This window comes from Pannonibacter sp. SL95, assembly GCF_026672425.1.
GTDB lineage: Bacteria > Pseudomonadota > Alphaproteobacteria > Rhizobiales > Stappiaceae > Pannonibacter.
The window spans coordinates 1853881-1868965 of sequence record NZ_JAPPRC010000003.1; the positions used below are offsets into that span (position 1 = coordinate 1853881).

Genomic DNA, 15085 nt, shown 5'->3' on the forward strand with positions numbered 1-15085 from the left:
CATGTTCTCAATTTGTTCTCACGCTCCCTCAAGCCAGGTGCGCCCATGAAGCTCGTTTCGCTCACCACCGATGTCGTCGCCGTGCCTCCGCCGCATCTGGGCGGGATGTACTGGATCTTCGTGACGCTGAAGACTGCCTGCGGGATCGAGGGCGTGGGCGAGATCTATGCGACGGCCTTCCATCCCAGTGCCCTGGTGCCGGTGATCGAGGATGTGTTCGTGCGGCATCTGGAAGGGCATGATCCGCACCGGATCGAGCGTTTCTGGCGCTCGGCCTATTCCAGCGGCTTCACCCAGCGCCCCGACCCGACGATGATGGGCATCGTCTCGGGGCTGGAGATTGCCTGCTGGGACATCATTGGCAAGGCCGCCGGCCGGCCGGTGATGGATCTCCTGGGCGGGCAGGTGCATGAGCGGCTGCGCGCCTATACCTATCTCTATCCGAAGAACGCGGCCGGCGAGTACGACTACAACGACCCGGATCTGGCGGCGGACTGCGCGGCGGAGATGGTGCGGCAGGGCTTCACGGGCGTGAAGTTCGATCCGGCTGGGCCCTACACCGCCTATTCCGGTCACCATCTGTCGCTGGGGGTGATGGAGCGCTGCGAGACCTTCTGCGCCAAGGTGCGCGAGGCGGTCGGTGCCTCGGCTGATCTCCTGTTCGGCACCCATGGCCAGATGGTGCCGTCCTCGGCGATCCGGCTCGCCAAGCGGCTGGAGCGCTTTGATCCGCTGTGGTTCGAGGAGCCGGTGCCGCCGGGACAGGAAGCGGCCATGGCCGAGGTGGCGCGGGCGACCTCCATACCGGTTGCGACGGGTGAGCGGCTGACCACCAAATACGAGTTTCACCGGGTGCTGGAGCTGAAGGCGGCCTCGATCCTGCAAATGAACGTTGCCCGGGTGGGCGGCCTGCTGGAGGCCAAGAAGATCGCCGGCATGGCCGAGGCGCAGTATGCCGAGGTCGCGCCGCATCTCTACAACGGTCCCGTGGGGGCGGCAGCCTCGATCCAGCTGGCTGCGACCCTGCCGAACTTCCTGATCCACGAGGCGATCCTCGATTTCTCCGGGTTCCATGCCGAGGTGCTGAAGACCAAGCTCACGCTGGAGGATGGCTATCTCATCCCCAGCCGCGAGCCGGGGCTCGGCATCGAGCTGAACCGGGAGGTGATTGCACGCCACACGCCCTATACGGGCACACGGCTGCACCTGCAGATGGGCGACACACCGGCGGACGTGAAACAGTTCGCTCCCGCCAAGGGCTGAGACCGACCATGACCGAGACTTCCCGCGCTGACCTGGCCGCTGCCGGCCGGGAGGAGTTCGACTTTGTCATCGCAGGGGCAGGCTCCGCCGGGGCGATCCTGGCGGCGCGGCTGAGCGAATGCGGGCGCTACACGGTGGCGCTGGTGGAGGCGGGCGGCGAGGACCGCTCGTTCTGGCTGAAGATCCCGGTCGGCTATGCCAAGAGCTACTACAATCCGGCGGTCAACTGGATGTATCGCAGCGAGCCGGAGGCGGCGCTGGGCAACCGGCAGGTCTATGTGCCGCGCGGCAAGGTGCTGGGCGGCTCCGGGGCGATCAACGCGATGATCTTCGTACGGGGCGCGCGGGAGGATTTCGACGACTGGCGGGCGGCCGGCAACCCCGGCTGGGGCCATGACGATGTGCTGCCCTATTTCCGCAAGCTGGAAACCCACGCGCTGGGCGAAAGCCCCTTCCATGGCGGCGACGGCCCGATCCATGTGACGCCGATGCGGGGGGAGACTCATCCGACCGCGGATCGCTTCCTCTCCGCCTGCGCCGAGTTGCAGCTGCCGGCGACGCCCGACTTCAACGGCGCAAGCCTGGAAGGGGCGGGGATCTACGACGTGAACACCCGGGCGGGCCTGCGGTCGTCCTCCGGCGTGGAGTACCTGAAGCCGGCGCGGCGGCGTAAGAACCTCACTGTGTTTACGAGGACGCGCGCGCTGGAAGTCGTGCTCGACGCCGAGGGCCGGGCGCGGGGACTGGTGGTGCGCGCTGAGGGGGCAGGGCATGACGAGGCGGGGCAACGGCTGCTCCTGGCGCGGCGCGACGTGATCCTGGCAACGGGAGCCATCGCCACACCGGTGCTGCTGCAGCGCTCCGGGCTCGGCGCGGCGGCCCGGCTTCAGGCGCTGGGCTTACCCACGCGACGCGATCTGCCGGGCGTTGGCGCCAACCTGCAGGATCATCTGTGCGCCAGCTTCTATTTCCGCTCCCGCGTGCCGACGCTGAACGGGCCGTTCGGGTCGATCTTCGGCCAGGCGGCGCTGGCCCTGCGCTGGGCGTTGACGCGCAAGGGGCCGTTTGCCGGCAGCGTCAATCAGGCGGGCGGGTTCTTTCGCTCGCGGCCGGATGCGCTGCGGCCGAACCTGCAGCTCTACTTCAATCCGCTGTCCTACCGCATTCCTGAGGACCCGAAGAAGGGGCTGGCACCGGAACCCTATCCGGGCTTTCTCGTCGCCTTCAACTCCTGCCGGCCGACCAGCCGGGGGCGGGTGGATCTTCGCATCAATGGCGGGCTCGACGACCTGTCGCCGGTGATCCAGGGCAATTACCTCTCAACCGAGGAAGACTGCCGCGAGGCGGTGGAGGGAAGCCAGTTCGTGCGCCGGCTGATGCAGGCCCCCTCGCTTGCCGCCATCACCGAGGCGGAGATGAGCCCTTCGGTCGAGGCGCAGAGCGACCAGGAACTGCTGGAGCATTTCCGCGCCAATTGCGGCTCGATCTACCACCCCTGCGGCACGGCGGTGATGGGGCCGGACCCGTCCAGCGCTGTTGTCGATCACCGGCTGCGGGTGCATGGCGTGCCGGGCCTGCGCGTGGTCGATGCGTCTGTGTTTCCCAACATCACCTCCGGCAACATCAACGCTCCCGTGATGATGGTGGCGGAGAAGGGCGCGGACATGATCCTGGAAGACGCGCGGGCCTAGGGTGACGCGGTAGGGGCACAAACCCTCGATCGTCATCCCGGCCAAGCGAAGCGCCGAGCCGGGACCGGAGAGCCGACGCGTCCATGGTTCTGGGACTTCCCCTCCCGAGAGACATTGGCTCTCCGGTCCCGGGTCTCCGCTTCGCTGCGCCCGGGATGACGATGGAGAGGTCTGTCATAAAGCTGAGGCGCGTCCTGAGGGCATGCCGTCAAAACCACCGCGACAGCACGTAGACCAGTCCCGCCTTACAGCTCGTGGGCCCAGGGCGGGTTGGCGCCGGCGCGGGAGACGGTGACGGCGGCGACGGATGTGGCGCGGATGAGGGCGGCGGTGAGGACTGCGTCGCTCAAGGCGCCGACACCCGTCTTGGTGAGCACACCGGCTTCGGCGAGCGAGGACAGGAAGCCGGCGTTGAACGTGTCACCGGCACCGACCGTGTCCACGACCTCGACCTTGCGGGCCGGAACGGTGATGTCCTGCGTCGCCGTCAGGGCGCGGGCGCCGTCCTTGCCGAGGGTCTTCAGGACGACCTTGATACCGCCGGCGATCCAGGATTTCGCCATCGTGTCGAAATCGGAGCCGGGGGCGTACCACTCGAGGTCTTCCTCGCTGAGCTTCAGGATGTCGGCCTTGGCGAAAATGCGTGACAGACGCGCACGATAGGCCGTTTCATCGGTAATGAAACCGGGGCGGATGTTGGGGTCAAGCGCGATCACCCGCGAACCGGCCTCGCGCATCAGCAGCGCTTCCAGGGCCGTGCCGCAGGGCTCGCCGATCAGGCTGATGCCGCCGAAATAGAGCGTCGAGACGGCAGCCGGCAGGGCCGGCAGGTCGGCGGCCGTGATCATGCGGCCGGCGGAGTTCTCGTCGTAGAAGGTGTAGGTGGCGTTGCCGTCCTTCAGCCGCACGAAGGCGAGGGTCGTCGGGCGCGGCGAGCGGATCGTCAGGTCGGTGGCAACGTTCGAGGCGGCGAGATGGGCGAGGAGCTGCTCGCCGAACAGGTCGGTCGAGACGCCATAGAGGAAGCCGGCCGGTGTGCCGAGCCGGCCGAGCGCCAGCGCCGTGTTGAAGATCGCGCCGCCGGGCACGGGCAGGAATGCAGTTCCTTCGCAGCCGATCTCTCTCGGCAGCATGTCCATCAGCGCTTCACCGCAACACAGGATCATCGGTCAGGTCCATCCAGAAAGCAGGGTCCCCCTCTTCGGGCGAGGGGTGTTCACTTGTGGTCATCACAGGGCGCTTTTTGTGCCCCGGATCCGGCAGCGACGCAAGGGCAGGAGTGCCGGTTTCCAGTCCGGTGCGGACACGAAGCTGACCGTTGACAGGAGGCACTTTGCACGTCTAAATGAAACCGGTTTCACTTTCACCTGGGAGGCGCCCTTGGGCTTCGACCTTTCGATCCTGGCCAAGCATGTGCCGTTCCTCCTGGAGGGGCTGTGGCTGACAACGGTGGTCTGCCTCGGCGCACTGGCGGGCAGCATCGTGCTTGGCATTGTCGTGGCCGCCTGCCGCACGGCTGCGTCGCCGCTGGCCCGGCGCCTGTCGGCGATCTATGTCGACGTGTTCCGCAACATCCCCTTCATCGTGCAGCTGTTCTTCTTCTATTTCGGGCTGCCGGAAGTCGGGATCTACATCGAGGCCGCGCCGACCGGGATCATCGCCCTGTCGATTGCCGGCGGCGCCTACACGTCGGATGTGATCCGCGCGGGCATCCTGGCCATCGAGCCGGGTATCCTGGAGGCGGCAGAGGTCAGCGGTCTTACCCGGCGCAAGATCTTCACCAAGGTGATCCTGCCCATCGCACTCAGGACCTCGATCCGCCCGCTCGGGGCGGTCTGCGTCAATCTGGTGCTGACCTCGTCGGTGCTGTCGACGATCACGCTGAACGAGCTGACCGGCTCGGCGAAGATCGTGGCGGCCGAGACGTTCCGGCCCTTCGAGGTCTATGCGGCGCTGCTGGTGGCCTATGCCTGCCTGACCTATGCGGTCTCCGGCCTGTTCGGCGCGGTGCACCGCCATGTCAACCGCCATACGGCCGGGGAGGTGGCGTGATGCGCTACACCGAGTTTACCCCCTATGACATCGTCTTGCTGCTGCAGGGCCTGTCGGTGACGCTTTGGCTGTTCGTGGCCTCGACGCTGATCGGCGGCGCGCTCGGGCTCGGCTTTGCGGTGGTGCGCTACTACCGGGTGCCTGTGCTGCGCCAGCTGGTGCATGGGCTTGCCGAACTCCTGAAGAACTCGCCGGTGCTGGTGCAGCTGTTCCTGGTGTTCTTCGGTCTGCCGGTGCTGATGAAGATCAACCTGACGCCGTCGCAGGCTGCGTTGATCACCCTTTCCGGCAATACCGCGGCCTTCGTCTACGTGATTGCGGTTTCGGCCATCGAGGCGATCTCACGCGAGCAGATCGAGGCGGCGCGGGTGTTCGGCCTGACACGCTGGACCATCCTGAGACGGGTGATCGCGCCGCAGGCACTTGCCTTTGCGATCGGGCCGCTGACGGGCCTGCTGGTCAACCAGCTGCAGGTGACCTCGCTCATCTCCGTCATCGGCGTCATCGACCTGACCAAGGTCGGCAACATCCTCAACCTGCGCACGCTGAAGCCCTTCATCGTCTGGGCTGTCGTGGGCGCGCTCTATTACCTCACCGCCAAGGCGGTCGCCTATGCCGGGTCCCGGCTGGAACGGCGGCTGCGGGCGCATACGGACTGGAAGGGGGTCTGATGCTCTCCGTCAACGGCCTGTGCAAATCCTTCGGCACCCACAAGGTGCTCGACGGGGTCAATCTCACGCTCAATCCGGGCGAAGTGGTCTCGGTTCTGGGCGCCAGCGGCTCGGGCAAGTCGACCCTGATCCGCTGCATCAACGGTCTTGAAAAATTCGAGGCCGGGGCGATCACGGTCGATGGCTTCGATGTGGCCAAGCCAAAGGAGCTGGCGGAAGCGCGCCGCCGGTCGGCGACCGTGTTCCAGCAGTTCAACCTCTATCCGCACATGACGGCGGTGGAGAACATCGCGCTTGCCCCCGTCGAGGTGCTGAAGCGGCCCAAGGCCGAGGTGATCGCGGAAGCGCGCGCGCTGCTCGACCGGGTCGGCCTCGCGCACCGGGCCGATGCCTATCCGGCGCAGCTGTCGGGCGGCCAGCGCCAGCGGGTCGGCATCTGCCGGGCGCTCGCGATGCAGCCGCGCTATCTGCTCCTCGACGAGGTGACCAGCGCGCTCGATCCGGAGATGACGGCGGAGGTGCTGGACATCCTCAAGGTGCTGGCGACCACGGGCACGACGATGCTGTTCGTTACCCACGAGATTGCCTTCGCCCGCTCGATCTCGCACCGGATCGTCTTTCTCGAGAAGGGCGAACTCATCGCCGACATGCCCACGGCCGATTTCTTTTCCGAACGGGGGCGGTCGCTGCCGCGCGTTGCCCAGTTCCTGTCCAAACTGCAAGGGGAAGCCCTCTGATGATCCTCATCGCCAATTCCGAGGCCTGGCCCGGCTTTGCCAAGACGGTGGCCGCGCTGAAGGCCGGAACCTATGGCATCGACGCCATGATCGAGGGCATTGCCGAAGTCGAACGCGAACCGAAGGTGCGCAGTGTCGGTTACGGCGGCTGGCCGAACATGATCGGCGAGATGGAATGCGATGCCGGCGTGATGGACGGCACCACCCGCGAGGTGGGCTGCGTGGGCGCCGTGCCGAGCACGATCCCGGTGGCAGCGCTCGCCCGTGAGGTGATGCGCCGCCTGCCGCATGTGATGCTGACCGGGGCCGGCGCCCGCCGCTTTGCTGATGAATGCGGCTTTGTCCGCGACGACGCGCTGTTTCCCGACAGCAAGCGGGTCTGGTGGGAACGACTGGAACAGGAGCTCTCGCCCGAGGATCAGGCGAAGTTCCCGAACATCCCGCTGGTGCCGCTCAACCACACGATCACCGATCCCGAACGCGTGCGCGACACGACGGTGTTCCTGGCCCGCGATGCAGCTGGTGGTGCCCATGCTGTGACGTCGACCTCCGGCTGGGCGTGGAAATATCCGGGCCGGCTGGGTGACAGCCCGATCCCGGGGGCCGGCTTCTATGCGGACAGCCGCTATGGCGCGGCCGCCTGCACCCACACCGGCGAGATGACCATGCGCGCCGGCACCTCGCGCAGCATCGTCCTCGGCCTGCGCATGGGCCTGTCGCTGACCGAGGCCGTCGACCTTGCGGTGGCCGACGTGCGCGACCTGACCGGCGGCTTCATCGGCGCGCTGGTCATCCATGCCATCGACATTCACGGCAACCACCGGGTTGTCGCCCTGAATTGCCACGAGCCGATCAAGTACTGGCTGTGGCATCCCGGCCTTGCGGAGCCCGAGCACCGCGAGGCGGAACATCTGACTGCATAACCATAACCACAACCTGGAGGGTCGTGACTGATGTTGAGACTGATGAAACTGGCGGGCGCCGCGCTCGCAGCAACCCTTGTGTTCACCGGTGCAGCGAGCGCCGGCAAGATCGACGAGATCCGCTCGCGCGGCGTCGTGCGCGTCGGCGTGTCGCTGGGCGGTGAGCCGATCGGCTTCCGCGACGCGCAGAACAATCCCGTCGGCTATGACGTGGACGTGGCGACGCGTCTTGCCGAGAAGCTGGGTGTGCCGGTGGAATTCGTCGACGTGTCGGGCGATGCCCGCATCTCGATGCTGGTGTCCGGCCAGATTGACGTGGCGGTCGCCAACACCTCGGCGACGCTGGAGCGCGCCAAGACCGTCGACTTCTCGATCCCTTACAACCGGGCCGGCCTGCGCGTCATCGTGCAAAAGGACGCGGGCATTGCCTCGCTCGATGACCTCAACGGCAAGAAGGTCGTGGTCGGTCGCGGTTCGACCGGCGAGACCTTCATGAAGGCCAAAGTGCCGGGCGCCGAGCTGGTCTACACCGACACGTTCTCGCCGGACGGCGTCCTGCTCCTGCAGCAGAAGCGCGTTCAGGCGGCCATCGAGGACTCCTCGCTGCTCGACTATCTCGCCACCACCTCCGACAATCTGGTGACGCTGCCGGGGCTCTATTCCAATGACCCGATCGGCATTGCGGTCGCCAAGGGCGACCCGCATTTCACCCGCTGGCTGGACATGTTCGTCTCCGACTACATCCAGTCGGGTGCCTATGAGGCGAATTACAAGAAGTGGTGGGGTGAGGAATCCAACCCGCCGGCCCTGACGCCGCTCTGGTAACAGGCAAGGCTGCCGGTGCGATGGTGCCGGCAGCCTCAGTTTCAAGCAGCTGATACCGTCATCCCGGCCAAGCGAAGCGGAGATCCGGGACCGGAGCGTCACTGTTCCTCGACTTTCGGTACAATGAACAGCTCAGACCTCGGCTCTCCGGTCCCGGCTCGGCGCATCGCTTGGCCGGGATGACGCAGGTGAGAGCGAGGCTTGCCTCCCGCCAGTCCGCCAGAGGACGTTCAGCCTTCTGCCGGCCAGCGCTCGAAGGCGGCGGGGCCGCCGCAGGAGGGATGCGGCATGAAGCTGCCGGGGATGGTGATGACACCTGCCGGCGCCTCGAACAGCTCGGGTTGCCGGAGATGGTCGATCACCCGGGCGATGTAGGCATCAAGGTCATAGCCGATGGACGAGATCGGATAGGCTTCCGAGCGGGCGAGCGGCAGCGCATCAAAGCCGTAGAAGGCCCAGTCACCCGGCTTGCGGGCGATCTCCGCCCGGCCGGCATCGATGACACCCATGGCCATGGCGTCGGCGGTGGCGAAGATCGCGGCTTCCGGTCCATCGCGCAGGACGGCGGCAGAGAGGCTGCGGCCACTTTCATAGGAATAATCGCCGGCGTGTTCGGCACTCAGGGTGAGGCCCTGGGCGGCGAAGGCAGCGCGGTAGGCGGCGATGCGCGCCTGTTCCACCGGCGAGGTCTGGCGACCCGTGACGAGCACGGCCCGGCTCTTGCCACGTGCCCTGGCATGGGCAACGGCTGCGGCAATCGGCGTTGCCTCGTCGGCGACAATCGAGGGGGCCGTGTCATCGCGCATGCCGTTGAGCATCACGATCCGGTTGGTGCGGAACATGGTGCGGACGGTTGCGGCATTGGCGAAGTCGGAGAAGACCAGCGCGGCGTCCACATGCCAGGCAACGCCATTGCGCAGGAACTCCTCGACCCGGTCGAGCGAGCCAACGCGCAGCAACACAACCTGCTTGCCGGTGTCCTGGATGGCCGCGATGAGGCGATCAAAGAGGACAAGATCGGAAAAGTCGTGAATGTGATTGACGATGACCGCGACCAGATTAAGCGTGCGCGACTTGAGGCTGCGGGCAATCAGATTCGGCTTGAAACCGAGCTGTTCGGCCGCAGCCAGTACCTTTGCCTTCTTCTCGGCCGACACGGGGCGGTCTTCCGGTGACAGCGCGCGTGAGGCGATGGCACGCGACACCCCGGCAAGCGCGGCGACATCCGCGATGGTGATGTTGGTCGAGGACTTGTCTTTGGAACTCATACGCTTTTTTGACGGGTCCCGGGCGGGGCGTCAATCACAACCGGAAGAACATGTCTGTCACAATGAGCAAATCCATGCTGGCCTGTTTTGATATCGGTGCAAGTGCCATCAAGGGCGCACCCTTTCACGCGCCCTCCGACCGTCCGGTTGCGACGCGGCTGGCGACGCCGCTTGAAGACCTTGACCTGTTCGCGGCAACGCTCGGGCAGGGGATTGCCGACATGGAGCGGTCGCAAGCCACTGAGGCAGCGGCTGTCGCGATCTCGATTGCCGGGGTGGTTGATGCGCGGACGGGGATCATGACCTGCGCCAACATCCCCGCGATCCATGGGCGCAATCTTTCGGGCGAACTCTCCGCCCGGCTGGGGCGGCCGGTCTTTATCGCCAATGATGCGGATTGCTTTGCCCTGGCGGAAGCAAGCCAGGGGGCCGGGCGGGGCCATGACGTGGTGTTCGGCGTGATCCTCGGCTCCGGCGTCGGCGGCGGGCTGGCGATCAACCGGCGCATCGTTTCCGGGCCCGGCGGCTATGGCGGCGAATGGGGGCATGGACCGGTGTTTGGCTGCGTGCCGGCATTGCGCGGACGCCTGGAAGCCGCAGGTCTGCCGGTGTTCGACTGCGGCTGCGGCCAGATCGGCTGCGTTGACACGGTGGGCGGTGCGCGCGGGCTGGAACGCCTCCACCGCTTTGTCGGCGGCGCGGCGCTGGCCAGCCACGAGATCACCGCCGGATGGCTGGCTAAGCGAGGCCAAGGCCAGCGAAGCCATTGACCTCTATCTCGATCTTGTGTCCGGACCGCTAGCCATGATGGTCAACACGGTCGGCGCCTCGGTGCTGCCGGTCGGCGGCGGGCTTTCGGGGTGCCGGCCTCTCGTTGCCGCGCTGGACGAGCGCCTGAGGGCCCGCATCCTGTGGCGCAGCGACGCGCCGCTGCTGGTGCCGGCCGAACTTTCCCCCGAGCCCGGCCTGATCGGCGCGGCGATGCTCGGCCTGACCCACCTGTCGGAGATGCGTGATGTCTGATGTGCTGCCTGAGGTGCTGCTTGAAGTCTGTGTCGACGGTCCGGAAGGCTTGCTGGCGGCCGTGCGGGGCGGGGCAGGGCGCGCCGAACTCTGCGCGGCTCTTGCCATCGGCGGACTGACGCCGGCCCCGGGGCTGATGGCGCTGGCCGCCGAGCAGCCGATCCCGGTGTGGCCGCTCCTGCGCGTCCATCCCGGGCCGTTCCGCTACACCCCGGCGGATGTGCGGGCGCTGAAGTCCGACATGGACACGGTGGCGGGCTTCGGCCTTGCGGGTGTGGTCATCGGCGCCAATGATGCCTCCGGTCAGCTGGACCGGCCTGTGCTGGCGGAGCTGGCGGACCATGCCCGTGGGCGCGGCCTCGGGCTGACGCTGCACCGGGCCTTTGATCTGGCGGCGGTGAATGATCCGGAGGGCGCGGTCGATCTGGCGGTGGAGCTGGGCTTTGACCGGATCCTGACGTCCGGTGCGGCGCGGACGGCCGAGGCGGGGCTTGCCGTTCTGGAGCGGATTGTCGCCCATGCCGGCAACCGCATTTCCATCCTGCCGGGCTCGGGCATCTCGCGGGCCAATGTGGATGCGATCCTCGACCGGCTGGGCGTGCGCGAGGTGCATTCCTCCTGCTCGGCCCCCGACCTGACCGGCACCGAGGGCGAGCGGGCGCTCGGGTTCCTGGCCGATGCGCCCAAGCGCACTGATGAGGCGACAGTGCGGGGGCTGGTGCAGCATCTGGCCGCGCGAGGGCGCTGAGGCGGCATTACAGGATTGTTCCAGTCGTCGCTCCTGCCTTCGCAGGAGCGACGAAGGATAGGGTTCCACCGTCACTTGGGGCCGGTTGCCGGGATTATTCGCCCGGCGCGCCTTTGGCCGCGTCAGTCTGATCGGCGCCTGCGGTGCGGTTGGTCCGCCGCTTTTCCAGAAGCGTCAGGATCAGCGGTGCGAAGGCGATCAAAAGGACGATACGGGCGATGTGGTGGCTGGCCACATAGGCGACTTCGGCCTTCATCGCGAGGGCGATGAGGCTCATTTCGGTGAGGCCGCCGGGCGCATAGGCGAGCACGATCTGCGCCGGTGTCTGCATCATGATGCCGGCGAAGAGGGCGGCAAAGACCAGGGTCAGACCGAGGGTCATCACGGTCGCGCCGAAGCTCAGGGCCAGCGCCTGTGCCACCTCGCGGCTGCCGGCGCCGAGGAAGCGGCAGCCCATGATGGTGCCCATCAGCACTTGCGCGATGATGATCAGCAGAGCAGGTGGTGCGCTGGCGGTGAGCCCGGTGATATGGACCAGGGCGCTGAGCAGCATCGGCCCCATCAGCGTGGCAGCTGGCAGTTTCAGACGGGTTGCACCGACCGCGCCGATGACGCCGCAGAGCGTCAGGAGGGCGATGTCCTCCAGTGCGAGCGGATTGGTCTTCGCCATGATCGTGCCGACCGACTGGCCCTCGACGATGCGGAACCAGAAGGACACGAGGCAGATGGTGACGACGATGCGGGCGGCGTGGGCAAGGATGATCTTGCGCTCGTCGCCGCCGAGATCCGCGCCAAGCGTGACCATTTCCATCAGGCCGCCCGGCATGCCGGAACAGAAGGCGGTGACCCGGTCAAAGCCGCCAAAGCGCTGGTAGAACGGCACGGCGAGCAGGCCGGCGATGGCGAGATAGAGCGCGAGGAAGCCGAGGGAAATGGCCCAGTCGTCGAGGTGGCCGATGAGGTCGGGTGAAAAGCCCGAACCCAGCATCACGCCGATGACGGTGACAAGCGCCGGGCGCAGGCGCAAGGGCGCGCGGATCGGTGCCTTTGCGACGGCTGCGACCATCGTGAAGATCATCGAGCCCAGCGTCCAGGGCAGCGGCATGTGCAGAAGATAGAAGATGGCACCGCCGAGGGTTCCGATGGCGATGCCGGCCGCGATCCGGCCGAGAAGGGCAAGGGTGTCGCCCTTGCCGCTTCGTTCAAGGGGCTCCGCCGATGGGGAGCCGTCAGGGGAGCCAGTTTCAGACACGGTACTTTTCGATGAATTCGTCGATGGACAGCATGCGGATGTCGGGCAGGACTGCCCTGAGGGCGTCGTGGCTCCAGTCCCACCAGGCGATGGCCTGAAGGGCGTCCGCCTGGGCTTCAGAGAATCGCCGCTTGATCGGACGGGCCGGAACGCCGCCAACGATGGTATAGGGCTCGACATCCTTCGACACAACCGCGCCGGCACCGATGACCGCCCCGTTGCCCACCGTCACACCGGCGAGGATGGTGACACCGTGGCCGATCCAGACATCATGGCCGATGGTGACCCAGTGATCCTTGCGCCACTGGAAGAATTCGGCGTCATCCTCGCCAAGGCCATACTGGGCGGCGCGGTAGGTGAAATGATGCTGGCTGGCGCGCCAGGTGGCGTGGTTGCCCGGATTGATGCGTACGCCTTCGGCAATGGAGCAGAACTTGCCGATGGTGGACCAGACGATGTTGCCGCCCTTCACGATGTAGGAATAGTCACCCACGCTGGATTCGCGCAGCGAGACATGCGCCATGATCTCGGTCCACTTGCCGATTTCACAATCGACGACAGTGGCGGTCTCGTGGATGCTGGGGGCTTCGGAGAGCATTTTCATTATCGTGTACCGTCGTATTTGCCGATGAAACGGGTGCGGATGTAGGCGGACAAGGCGTCGATGACATAGACCATGGCGATGATCAGGAAGATGATCGACCAGGCCTCGTCCCAGCGGTAGGCGCCGATGCGGTCGGAGAGCAGGAAGCCGATGCCGCCGGCACCGACGATGCCGAGGATCGTACCCGATCGCACGTTGGATTCGAAGTTGTACAGCGTGATCGACAGCAGCACCGGCAACACCTGCGGCAGGATGCCGAAGCGGATCGACTGCAGCGGCGAGCCGCCCGAGGCGATCACCCCTTCCACCGGCTTCTTCGAGGTGTTCTCGATCGCCTCGGCATAGAGCTTGGCGAGGACGCCGATCTCGCCGACCGCGATCGCCAGCACGCCGGCGAGCGGACCGAGGCCGAAGGCGCGGATGAAGATCAGGGCGAGGATCAGCGTCTCGAAGGCCCGGATGATGTCGAAGCCACGCCGCACACCGAAGCGCAGGAACGGGATGCGGTTGATGTTCTTGGCGCCGAGGAAGGACAGCGGAAAGGCGATGAGCGCGCCGAGCAGCGATCCGAGGAAGGCCATCGACAGGGTCTGGGCGAGGCCGGTGAGGATCTCGGAGATTTCCTTCCAGGAGGTCCAGATGTGCGGCGGGAACATGAAGGACAGCACCTTGCCGAGGCGCAGGATGCCGTTCCAGAGCCGCTCGGGAGCGGCGTTGAAGTCATAGAGGCACCAGGCGAACAGGGCGGTGAAGGCGGCCCAGAAGGCCAGCCTTGCCAGGCGCTGGGACAGCGGTGCGCGGAAGGCATGCGGCAGACGCGCCTTGGCCGCGGCGATGTCGGCGGGGGAGACGGGCTGAGCTTTGACCGAGGGCATCACGCAGTCCTTTCAAGGCCAATGATATGATGGCGGATCTTCTCCGACACCCAGTCGATCACGGTGACCGTGACGAGGATGATCAGGAACAGGGCGGAGAGATCGGTGTATTCCTGGTAGGAAAGCGCGGTGCGGAACTCCTGGCCGAGACCGCCGGCACCGACATAGCCGATGATCGAGGACGAGCGGACGTTGATCTCGAAACGCAGCAACGTGTAGCTGATGATGTTGGGCATGATCTGCGGCACGATGCCGTAGCGGATCTGGTCGAACCAGCTGCCGCCCGAGGCTTTGACGCCCTCCAGCGGGCGCATGTCGGCATTTTCGTTCACCTCGGAATAGAGCTTGCCGAGGGAGCCGACCGTGTGCAGCGCGATGGCGAGGACGCCGGCGAGCGGACCTGCACCAAAGCAGAAGACGAAGATCAGCGCGAAGACCAGTTCCGGAACCGTGCGGGCAATCTCCAGCGCGCGGCGCGAGATCCACAGCGTGACCGGTCCGGGCGTCAGGTTGCGGGCGGCCAGGAAGGACAGCAGGAAGCCGCCAACGAGGCCGAGCACGGTGGCCATGAAGGCGATCAGGATGGTCTCCAGCAGCAGCCAGAGCCACACTTTCCAGCGCCAGAACCAGCTTGCGAGATCCGCGCCAAGGCTGTCGAGTGACAGGGCCGGGATGGTCTTCCAGAGATATTCACCCAGGCGCGGCAGGCCCGCGAGCAGCACCCAGCGCTCGGCGCGGCTGCCGTCGGACAGGGTGATCTGGCTCACCTTGAAGAAATCAGAGAAATTGGCGGTGACTAGGAACAGCACCAGGAAGATCAGCGTCACGCCGAGGAAGGTCAACCGCGACCGGTTGCGCTGTGCGGCATAGTCCCGCTCGAAGGCGAGCACCGACGGGGGTACCAAAGTCATGGATGTTTCCGTTGCTGGCTGTTGCCTGACAGGCTAAGGCGCGGCAGAGCCGGGCACAGGGTGAAGACAAGCCTCGACCGCACCGCAGTCATCCCGGCCAAGCGCAGCGCCGAGCCGGGACCGGAGAGCCGGGGCCTTCCATATTTCACGGAGTTGCCCCGGATAGACCTTGCCTCTCCGGTCCCGGATCTCCGCTTCGCTACGTCCGGGATGACGGAGGAGGGGGTGTCATCAACCTGAGC

The 15085-nt window shown here is 66.3% G+C and carries 14 protein-coding genes and 1 pseudogene; 9 read left to right on the top strand and 6 right to left on the bottom strand.

Features of this window, described 5'->3' with window-relative positions; all coding sequences use genetic code 11:
- Window positions 1-45: 45 nt before the first annotated feature.
- Both OVA12_RS09400 and OVA12_RS09405 read left to right on the top strand, forming a co-directional pair.
- Window positions 46-1263 carry a mandelate racemase/muconate lactonizing enzyme family protein gene (locus OVA12_RS09400; RefSeq protein WP_268136586.1) on the top strand — a complete coding sequence of 406 codons (1218 nt, stop codon included), beginning with the start codon at window positions 46-48 and terminating at the stop codon, window positions 1261-1263.
- Window positions 1264-1271: 8 nt separating this feature from the next.
- Window positions 1272-2954 (top strand): GMC family oxidoreductase, encoded by a 1683-nt coding sequence (locus OVA12_RS09405; RefSeq protein WP_268136588.1) that lies wholly within the window; start codon window positions 1272-1274, stop codon window positions 2952-2954.
- A gap of 245 nt (window positions 2955-3199) precedes the next feature.
- On the opposite strand, the gene OVA12_RS09410 is transcribed toward OVA12_RS09405, so the two are convergent.
- Complete coding sequence (locus OVA12_RS09410; RefSeq protein ID WP_268136590.1) at window positions 3200-4120, bottom strand: carbohydrate kinase family protein; 921 nt, start codon at window positions 4118-4120, stop codon at window positions 3200-3202.
- 214 nt (window positions 4121-4334) lie between these two features.
- On the opposite strand from OVA12_RS09410, the gene OVA12_RS09415 reads away from it, so the two are divergent.
- Genes OVA12_RS09415 through OVA12_RS09435 form a run of 5 tightly spaced genes read left to right on the top strand, consistent with a single transcriptional unit; the run spans window position 4335 to window position 8162 of the window.
- Window positions 4335-5006 (top strand): amino acid ABC transporter permease, encoded by a 672-nt coding sequence (locus tag OVA12_RS09415; protein WP_268136592.1) that lies wholly within the window; start codon window positions 4335-4337, stop codon window positions 5004-5006.
- Complete coding sequence (locus OVA12_RS09420; protein WP_268136594.1) at window positions 5006-5677, top strand: amino acid ABC transporter permease; 672 nt, start codon at window positions 5006-5008, stop codon at window positions 5675-5677. The genes OVA12_RS09415 and OVA12_RS09420 overlap by 1 nt, the downstream gene beginning before the upstream one ends.
- Complete coding sequence (locus OVA12_RS09425; RefSeq protein WP_268136596.1) at window positions 5677-6414, top strand: amino acid ABC transporter ATP-binding protein; 738 nt, start codon at window positions 5677-5679, stop codon at window positions 6412-6414. Before OVA12_RS09420 ends, OVA12_RS09425 begins: the two co-directional genes overlap by 1 nt.
- A complete protein-coding gene (locus OVA12_RS09430; RefSeq protein WP_268136598.1) occupies window positions 6414-7337 on the top strand; it encodes an isoaspartyl peptidase/L-asparaginase in 924 nt (307 codons plus the stop codon). Before OVA12_RS09425 ends, OVA12_RS09430 begins: the two co-directional genes overlap by 1 nt.
- Before the next feature lie 30 nt (window positions 7338-7367).
- Window positions 7368-8162: a transporter substrate-binding domain-containing protein gene (locus OVA12_RS09435; RefSeq protein ID WP_268136600.1), complete on the top strand. Its 795-nt coding sequence runs from the start codon at window positions 7368-7370 to the stop codon at window positions 8160-8162.
- A 230-nt stretch (window positions 8163-8392) separates the two neighbouring features.
- On the opposite strand, the gene OVA12_RS09440 is transcribed toward OVA12_RS09435, so the two are convergent.
- Window positions 8393-9430: a LacI family DNA-binding transcriptional regulator gene (locus OVA12_RS09440; RefSeq protein ID WP_268136602.1), complete on the bottom strand. Its 1038-nt coding sequence runs from the start codon at window positions 9428-9430 to the stop codon at window positions 8393-8395.
- Window positions 9431-9504: 74 nt separating this feature from the next.
- Here OVA12_RS09440 and OVA12_RS09445 point away from each other — a divergent pair.
- Window positions 9505-10453, top strand: a pseudogene (locus tag OVA12_RS09445) (ROK family protein).
- Window positions 10446-11201, top strand: a complete 756-nt coding sequence (locus OVA12_RS09450; RefSeq protein ID WP_268136604.1) for a copper homeostasis protein CutC — start codon at window positions 10446-10448, stop codon at window positions 11199-11201. The pseudogene OVA12_RS09445 and the gene OVA12_RS09450 overlap by 8 nt, the downstream one beginning before the upstream one ends.
- A 94-nt stretch (window positions 11202-11295) precedes the next feature.
- On the opposite strand, the gene OVA12_RS09455 is transcribed toward OVA12_RS09450, so the two are convergent.
- Genes OVA12_RS09455 through phnE (OVA12_RS09470) form a run of 4 tightly spaced genes read right to left on the bottom strand, consistent with a single transcriptional unit; the run spans window position 11296 to window position 14843 of the window.
- Entirely contained in the window at window positions 11296-12453 is a 1158-nt protein-coding gene (locus tag OVA12_RS09455; RefSeq protein WP_268136606.1) for an AbrB family transcriptional regulator, read from the bottom strand.
- Window positions 12446-13057, bottom strand: coding sequence for a DapH/DapD/GlmU-related protein (locus tag OVA12_RS09460; RefSeq protein WP_268136608.1), 612 nt, complete (start codon window positions 13055-13057; stop codon window positions 12446-12448). Before OVA12_RS09460 ends, OVA12_RS09455 begins: the two co-directional genes overlap by 8 nt.
- A complete protein-coding gene (gene phnE / locus OVA12_RS09465; protein ID WP_268136610.1) occupies window positions 13057-13932 on the bottom strand; it encodes a phosphonate ABC transporter, permease protein PhnE in 876 nt (291 codons plus the stop codon). The genes OVA12_RS09460 and phnE (OVA12_RS09465) overlap by 1 nt, the downstream gene beginning before the upstream one ends.
- Complete coding sequence (gene phnE, locus OVA12_RS09470; RefSeq protein WP_268136613.1) at window positions 13932-14843, bottom strand: phosphonate ABC transporter, permease protein PhnE; 912 nt, start codon at window positions 14841-14843, stop codon at window positions 13932-13934. Before phnE (OVA12_RS09470) ends, phnE (OVA12_RS09465) begins: the two co-directional genes overlap by 1 nt.
- Window positions 14844-15085 lie beyond the last annotated feature (242 nt).

Bases quoted from the DNA above. Each gene is read 5' to 3' on its own strand.
- OVA12_RS09400 (WP_268136586.1), top strand. From the start codon at position 46: ATGAAGCTCGTTTCGCTCACCACCGATGTCGTCGCCGTGCCTCCGCCG.
- OVA12_RS09440 (WP_268136602.1), bottom strand. From the start codon at position 9,430: ATGAGTTCCAAAGACAAGTCCTCGACCAACATCACCATCGCGGATGTC.
- OVA12_RS09460 (WP_268136608.1), bottom strand. From the start codon at position 13,057: ATGAAAATGCTCTCCGAAGCCCCCAGCATCCACGAGACCGCCACTGTC.
- OVA12_RS09435 (WP_268136600.1), top strand. From the start codon at position 7,368: ATGTTGAGACTGATGAAACTGGCGGGCGCCGCGCTCGCAGCAACCCTT.
- OVA12_RS09425 (WP_268136596.1), top strand. From the start codon at position 5,677: ATGCTCTCCGTCAACGGCCTGTGCAAATCCTTCGGCACCCACAAGGTG.
- phnE (WP_268136610.1), bottom strand. From the start codon at position 13,932: ATGCCCTCGGTCAAAGCTCAGCCCGTCTCCCCCGCCGACATCGCCGCG.
- OVA12_RS09450 (WP_268136604.1), top strand. From the start codon at position 10,446: ATGTCTGATGTGCTGCCTGAGGTGCTGCTTGAAGTCTGTGTCGACGGT.
- OVA12_RS09420 (WP_268136594.1), top strand. From the start codon at position 5,006: ATGCGCTACACCGAGTTTACCCCCTATGACATCGTCTTGCTGCTGCAG.
- OVA12_RS09410 (WP_268136590.1), bottom strand. From the start codon at position 4,120: ATGATCCTGTGTTGCGGTGAAGCGCTGATGGACATGCTGCCGAGAGAG.
- phnE (WP_268136613.1), bottom strand. From the start codon at position 14,843: ATGACTTTGGTACCCCCGTCGGTGCTCGCCTTCGAGCGGGACTATGCC.
- OVA12_RS09430 (WP_268136598.1), top strand. From the start codon at position 6,414: ATGATCCTCATCGCCAATTCCGAGGCCTGGCCCGGCTTTGCCAAGACG.
- OVA12_RS09405 (WP_268136588.1), top strand. From the start codon at position 1,272: ATGACCGAGACTTCCCGCGCTGACCTGGCCGCTGCCGGCCGGGAGGAG.